The organism is Paraclostridium sp. AKS73, from assembly GCF_025671395.1.
GTDB classification, from domain to species: domain Bacteria; phylum Bacillota; class Clostridia; order Peptostreptococcales; family Peptostreptococcaceae; genus Paraclostridium; species Paraclostridium benzoelyticum.
The window spans coordinates 48,546-55,062 of record NZ_JAIXHU010000022.1; the positions used below are offsets into that span (position 1 = coordinate 48,546).

Annotated in this window: 7 protein-coding genes and 2 pseudogenes; 8 read left to right on the plus strand and 1 reads right to left on the minus strand. The window is 27.1% G+C overall.

Features of this window, described 5'->3' with window-relative positions; genetic code table 11:
• Positions 1-31 precede the first annotated feature (31 nt).
• From polA to LEQ07_RS12530, 8 genes and pseudogenes are all read left to right on the plus strand, one after another.
• A pseudogene (gene polA, locus LEQ07_RS12495) lies at positions 32-2,655 on the plus strand (DNA polymerase I).
• Between the two features lie 8 nt (positions 2,656-2,663).
• On the plus strand, positions 2,664-2,945 hold the full coding sequence (gene coaE, locus LEQ07_RS12500) for a dephospho-CoA kinase (RefSeq protein ID WP_263330882.1): 282 nt from the start codon (positions 2,664-2,666) through the stop codon (positions 2,943-2,945).
• A gap of 20 nt (positions 2,946-2,965) precedes the next feature.
• Positions 2,966-3,262: a dephospho-CoA kinase gene (locus tag LEQ07_RS12505; protein ID WP_263330883.1), complete on the plus strand. Its 297-nt coding sequence runs from the start codon at positions 2,966-2,968 to the stop codon at positions 3,260-3,262.
• Positions 3,255-3,824: a lytic transglycosylase domain-containing protein gene (locus LEQ07_RS12510; protein ID WP_052951942.1), complete on the plus strand. Its 570-nt coding sequence runs from the start codon at positions 3,255-3,257 to the stop codon at positions 3,822-3,824. Before LEQ07_RS12505 ends, LEQ07_RS12510 begins: the two co-directional genes overlap by 8 nt.
• Entirely contained in the window at positions 3,811-4,485 is a 675-nt protein-coding gene (locus tag LEQ07_RS12515) for an ABC transporter substrate-binding protein (protein ID WP_263330884.1), read from the plus strand. Before LEQ07_RS12510 ends, LEQ07_RS12515 begins: the two co-directional genes overlap by 14 nt.
• A gap of 56 nt (positions 4,486-4,541) precedes the next feature.
• A complete protein-coding gene (locus LEQ07_RS12520; protein ID WP_334307509.1) occupies positions 4,542-5,048 on the plus strand; it encodes an ABC transporter substrate-binding protein in 507 nt (168 codons plus the stop codon).
• Positions 5,039-5,521 (plus strand): annotated as a pseudogene (locus LEQ07_RS12525) (ABC transporter substrate-binding protein); the annotation flags it as partial. The gene LEQ07_RS12520 and the pseudogene LEQ07_RS12525, both read left to right, overlap by 10 nt.
• A gap of 54 nt (positions 5,522-5,575) precedes the next feature.
• A complete protein-coding gene (locus LEQ07_RS12530) occupies positions 5,576-5,788 on the plus strand; it encodes a heavy-metal-associated domain-containing protein (RefSeq protein WP_046821725.1) in 213 nt (70 codons plus the stop codon).
• A gap of 84 nt (positions 5,789-5,872) precedes the next feature.
• On the opposite strand, the gene LEQ07_RS12535 is transcribed toward LEQ07_RS12530, so the two are convergent.
• The gene (locus tag LEQ07_RS12535) at positions 5,873-6,283 is read right to left on the minus strand and encodes an arginase family protein (protein WP_263330889.1); all 411 of its coding nucleotides are present in this window, start codon (positions 6,281-6,283) and stop codon (positions 5,873-5,875) included.
• Positions 6,284-6,517: the final 234 nt, after the last annotated feature.

A 6,517-nucleotide genomic window follows, 5' to 3' on the forward strand; every position in this document is an offset into this window, starting at 1 on the left:
TAGAGAGGATAAATAATTAGGAGTGATAAATTTGGAAAAAACGTTAATTATAATAGATGGAAATTCAATTGTTAATAGGGCTTTTTATGCATTGCCTGATTTAACTAATAAAAAAGGACTACATACAAATGCAATATTTGGTTTTACAAATATGCTATTTAAGTTGATAGATACATACAAACCTACACATGTTAGTGTTGCATTTGATAAAAAAGCTCCGACTTTTAGACACTTAGAGTATAAGGAATACAAAGCCGGAAGAAAAAAAATGCCAGATGAATTAAGACAACAGATGGAGCCATTAAAAAATTTATTAGATGCATTTAATATAAATCGTTTAGAAATTGAAGGATATGAAGCTGATGATATAATAGGTACTGTATCTTTAAAAGCAGAGCAAGAGGGATATAAGGTTTATATAGTAACAGGAGATAAAGATGCAATTCAATTAGCTTCAAAGACCACAACTACGCTTATAACTAAAAAAGGAGTAGGAGAAGTTGAAGAATATGATTTAAATGAAGTTAAGAAAAGATATGAAATGACACCTACTCAATTTATAGATTTAAAAGGCCTTATGGGAGATAAGTCGGATAATATACCTGGGGTTCCTGGAATTGGAGAGGTTACAGGTATTAAACTTATAAAAGAATTTGGAAGTATTGAAAATATAATAGAAAATATTGATTCAGTAAAAGGAAGTCCTAGGAAAAAATAGAAGAAAATAAAGAGCTTGCTACAATGAGTAAAAAGTTGGCTACTATAATTAGAGATGTTCCAATTGATTTTGATTTAGAAAAACTTGAGTTTGGAAATTATGATAAGTCAAAATTAATAGAAGTATTTAATGAACTTGACTTCAACAGCTTAATATCTAGGTTAGATTCAAACGCAGAAGAATCAAAAGTAATAGTAAACAAACTTGAAGATGTTAAAGCGTTTATAAATAAATCAAGAAATAGCAAAAAGCTAATATTAAAAACTATATCTAAAAGCGGAAATATTCTTGAAAAAAATATAATGAAAATTTATTTAAGTGTTGACGGAGAAGAATTATTATATGCTGAGGAAAGTCAAATAGATGAACTAAAAGAACTATTAGCAGATGAAGATTTAAGAATTTATGGATATAACTTAAAAGAAGATTATATAGCTCTAAGAGCTTATGGAATATCTTTAAGCAATATTTACTTTGATATAGCTATAGCAGAGTACTTAATAGATTCTAGTAGCTCTAACTATACCTATGATTTAATTGCGATGAACTATTTTGGACAAAAAATAAAATCATCTGAAGAATTGTTAGGGAAAGGCGTTAAAGCGAAAAAATATGAGGATCTAGAAAAAGAAGAATTAGACAATACAATTGGAAGTATAATTCAATTAGTTGAAAAAGTAAGCCCTAAAATGGAAGAGAAATTAGTTAATATGGATATGGATGGTCTATTTTATCATGTAGAGATGCCTTTAGTAGAAGTTTTAGGATATATGGAATTTGAAGGTGTTATGGTAGATAAAGATAAATTAATAGAATTAGGTGAAGAATTTAAAATATCCATAGATAAACTAGAAAAAGACATATACAATCTTGCAGGAGAAGAGTTTAACATTAATTCTCCAAAACAGTTAGGTGTTATTTTATTTGAAAAATTAGAGCTTCCAGTCATTAAAAAGACTAAAACAGGATATTCAACTAACGCTGAAGTATTAGAACAATTAAGTGATAAACATGAAATTATAGACAAGATAACTGAATATAGACAAATTGTAAAATTAAAATCCACTTATGTAGAGGGTCTTATAAATATAATAAATCCTATAAGTAATAGAATACATTCATCATTTAACCAAACGATAACAACAACTGGAAGGATTTCATCTACAGAACCCAACTTACAAAACATACCTGTAAGGTTAGAATTAGGTAGAAATATAAGAAAAGTATTCATAGCAGATAACGGTTTTAAATTAGTGGATGCAGACTACTCACAAATCGAATTAAGGGTTTTAGCGCATATGAGTCAAGACGAGCATATGATAGATGCATTCAATCATAACGTAGACATTCACACTAAAACTGCATCACAAGTATTTGGTATCGATATAAATAATGTAACAAGTGAGCAAAGAAGTGCCGCGAAAGCAGTAAACTTTGGTATAGTATATGGTATAAGTGATTTTGGATTAGCTAAAAATTTACATATACCAGTTAAGGAAGCAAAAAACTATATTGATAGTTATTTGAACACTTATGAAGACATAAAATCGTATATGGATAATACAATTGAAGAAGCGAAAGAAGATGGATACGTAAAAACTATTTTAAATAGAAGAAGATATATACCGGAAATAAAATCTTCTAATATAATACTTAAAAATTTAGGGAAAAGATTGGCTATGAATGCACCAATACAAGGAAGTGCTGCTGACATAATAAAAATAGCTATGGTTAATGTTTATAAAAAATTAGAAGAAAAAGGTTTAAAATCCAAATTAGTTCTTCAAGTTCACGATGAACTTATAATTGAATGTGTTGAAGCTGAATTAGAAGAAGTATCTAAGATTGTAAAAGATGAAATGGAACATGCTGTATCTATGGATGTTAATTTAGATGTAGATTTAAATACCGGAGATTCTTGGTATGAAACAAAGTAGGTGATAAGATGTTGGTAATTGGACTAACAGGAAATATAGGTTGTGGGAAAAGCAGCTTGTCAAAAATTCTAGAACAGAACTATTTTGATATAATTGATGCGGATTTAATATCTAGAGAAATTATGAATAATAGTGATTTACTAAAAAAGGTATTTGCTACTTTTGGTGATGATATAAAAAGAAATGATGGGACTTTGGATAGAAAAAAGCTTGGTGAAATAGTTTTTAATGATGATAAAAAGTTAATTAAATTAAATTCATTGACTCATCCAGCTATAAAAAAGAGATAATAAAAATAAATAATATAAAATTGAACAATAAAGATATTGCCATAGTTGATGCAGCTTTACTAATAGAGGGAAAATTTTTAGACTTAGTAGATAAGTTAGTTGTTATTACATGTGATGAAAATGTTCAATTAGAAAGAATAATTAAAAGAGATCACATTACAAAGAATGAAGCTATGAGTCGTATAAATTCACAAATGAGTCAATCTGAAAAAATTAAGTTTGGAGATTATATAATCGATAATTCAGGAGATAGGAATAAGTTAATCTATGATGCAAGTAAACTAATAACACATATAAAGGAGAAATGGTGTGAATAAAAAAAGATATATAACTATATTTATAATCTTTATGTTATTAGTTTTAGGAGTAATATCAATAAGACAAAAATTGGTGTTAAAATTATTACATCCGAGATTATACGAAGAATATGTAGACATATATTCTAAAGAGTTTTCGATAGATGAAAACTTAGTATATAGTATAATGAAAGTAGAAAGCAAATTTAACAAAAACGCTATATCCAATAAGAAGGCTAAAGGATTGATGCAAATAAGTGATATAACTCAAAAATGGGCACAAGATGAGTTGAAATTAGGTAAAGTTGATATATTTGATCCTGAAACTAATATAAAGATAGGTTGTTGGTATCTGAGTAAGTTATATAAAGAATTTAATGATTTAGATTTAGTTATAGCTGCTTATAACGGAGGATCAGGGAATGTAAATAAATGGTTGAATGATGAAGCTTATAGTAAGGATGGTAATAAATTACATGAAATACCATTTAATGAAACTAAAAACTACTTAGGCAAGGTTAAAGAAAACTATATTATTTACAAGTCATTGTATGGAGAGGAAGAAGCTAATGAAAAGAATTAAAGTAGTGGCGGTTATTATGACCATTATGCTTGCTGTTTCTGGGTGCGGCAAAGGTGATAGTAACAAAGACAAAAACGAAAAGCAAAATGTAAGTGAAAATAATAATTTAGAATATATACATTTATCTATGGTAAATCCTAAAACTATAAATCCTATACATAATAATGATCAATCTGTTGGATATATTTTGGATTTAGTATATGATAGCTTATTTACAATAGATAGTAACTATAATGCTGTTCCACAATTAGTAGATGAGTACTCTATGTCATCTGATGGCAAAAGCATAAATATAAAATTAAAAGATGCTAACTGGCACAATGGGAAGCCTGTTACATCTGATGATGTAGAATTTACTATAGACTCGATAAAGAGATCAGAAAATAGTTCATATAAGTCTTTAGTTGAAAATATATCATCAGTAACTTCTACAGATAATAAAAATTTAACTATACATTTTAATCAACCATATGCATTTTCTATAGATAATTTAATATTTCCTATAGTTAGTAAATCGGAGCTAAGTGGATTAAATGCAACAGAATTAAACGATTATAAAAATAACATGGTTGGAAGTGGAGCATATAAAATATCTAAGTATAATAAAAGATCTAATATGGTATTAACACTCAATCAGGATTACTATGATAAAGAAAAATAAAGGATGCAAAAGAGATTAATGTAATGCTTGTACCAGATGAGGCAGCTCAAGTTTCTATGACTTTAGCTTTATCAAGTGATATAACTAAAGTTGGAATTAGTGATTTAAGTGAATTCCAAGAAGATGAATTTAAAATTACTAATTATGAAGGAAGAGGATATGAATATATGATATTTAATTATAGTAATCCTATAATGAATGATATCAATTTTAGAAAAGCAATTTCATATGCTATAGACAAAAATAAAATTTTATCAGAGGCTTATTTAGGAAATGTATCAGAGGTTAACTTCCCGTTACATTCTAAGTCTAAATACTATGATTCAAGTATAAAATCAATAGGATACAATGTTGAAAAAGCTAAAGAAAGTTTAGGTAAAATAGACATAGATAAAGTTAATTCTAATGCTGCAGGCAAAGATGATGTTTCTAAAAATGAAGAGGACAGCAAGAAAGAAGAAACGTCTAAAAAGAAGAAACTAATAAAAAAGAAAATGAAGCTAATAAAGAATCAAAAGAAGCTAAAAAAGCAAGAGAAGAAAAAGAAAAAAATGAGAGATTAAAAGAATCAATTAAAAATTTAAATTTAAAAATTGTTGTAAATAAAGAAAATAGTGAAAGAGTTAAAGCGGCCCATTTAATAAGAGAAAATCTAAATGAGATGGGAATAAAATCTACTGTAGAAGAACTTGAAGGTGATGCATTAGCTCAAGCCTTAGATAAGAAAGAATATGACTTAGCATTAGTTGGCTGGGAATTATCATCAGTTCCAGATGCTACAGATATAATAAACTATAGTGGATACACTAATGAAAAATTAACAAATTACTTAAATTCGTTAAAAAATTCAAAGAGTATAGATGATACAAAGAGTATATATAAATCTATTCAAAAATATGTTAATGACAATGTAGCATTTGTAAGCTTAGGTATAACAGATGATTATTTAGTAACAAATAAAAGAATAACAGGAAATTTAAAGCCTAATGACTTTGATATATATGAAGGTATATACAACCTAGGTTTTAAAGAATGATATATAGGGGTATATAGGAATTAAAGATTTTAAAAAATACAGAGGTGATAACATATGAGAAAAAAATTATTAGTAGATGGAATGAGTTGTATGAATTGTGTGAGACATCTTAAAGAAGCTCTACAAGAAGATATAAAAGGATTAGAAGTGATAGATGTAAGCTTAGAAAATAAATGCGCTTTAGTCGAAGCAAATGATACTGTATCTGATGACATGATAAAAGCTGTAATAGATGATTTAGGATATGAGTTAAAAGGAATAGAATAAATAAAAATACCAGTAGGAAACTACTGGTATTTTTTTACACTTAAGAAGATTATGTTTATTTTAAGTTTTTAAAAACTGTATCTACTATGTCGATAGCTTATCAGCAGTAATATCATCTTTATCTAATGATGGATTAAGTTCAACTAAATCCATTGATTTAACTAAACCTGACTCTAAAAGTTTAATTAGAAGATGCTTAGATTCATCAACTGTAAAACCATTTTCAAACCTAGTTCCAGTACCAGGTACATATTGAGAGTCTATAAAATCTAAATCAAAACTAATATTTATTGCTTCTATTTTTTTACTATGTAAGCTAGATAAAATATCAATTACTATAGAATCTAATCCTTTGCTAGCTAAATCTTCAGGAGAGTACATATTCATATTTGTATTTTGAATGAACTCTTTTTCTTTTAATTTATCAGGACCTAATTGAGGTCCTAATTTATCACAACCATAAAATGTAGGTACTCCTATAACATTTATATTCATGACTAATCCTCCTATATATCCAATATATACCAATATTATATTTTACAATAATGTATTTTAGTAAATCAAAGTTAATAAAAAGTTTGATTTACTAAAATACATTAAGCGTAAAAAAAAAGACTTCTATTGGGGGAAATAATAGAAGTCTAAATTGGGGAGATTGAGTATGTTTGATTTACATTAATATTATTGCCAAATAAGAAAAATATACATAAATATTAAAATAAAATTATA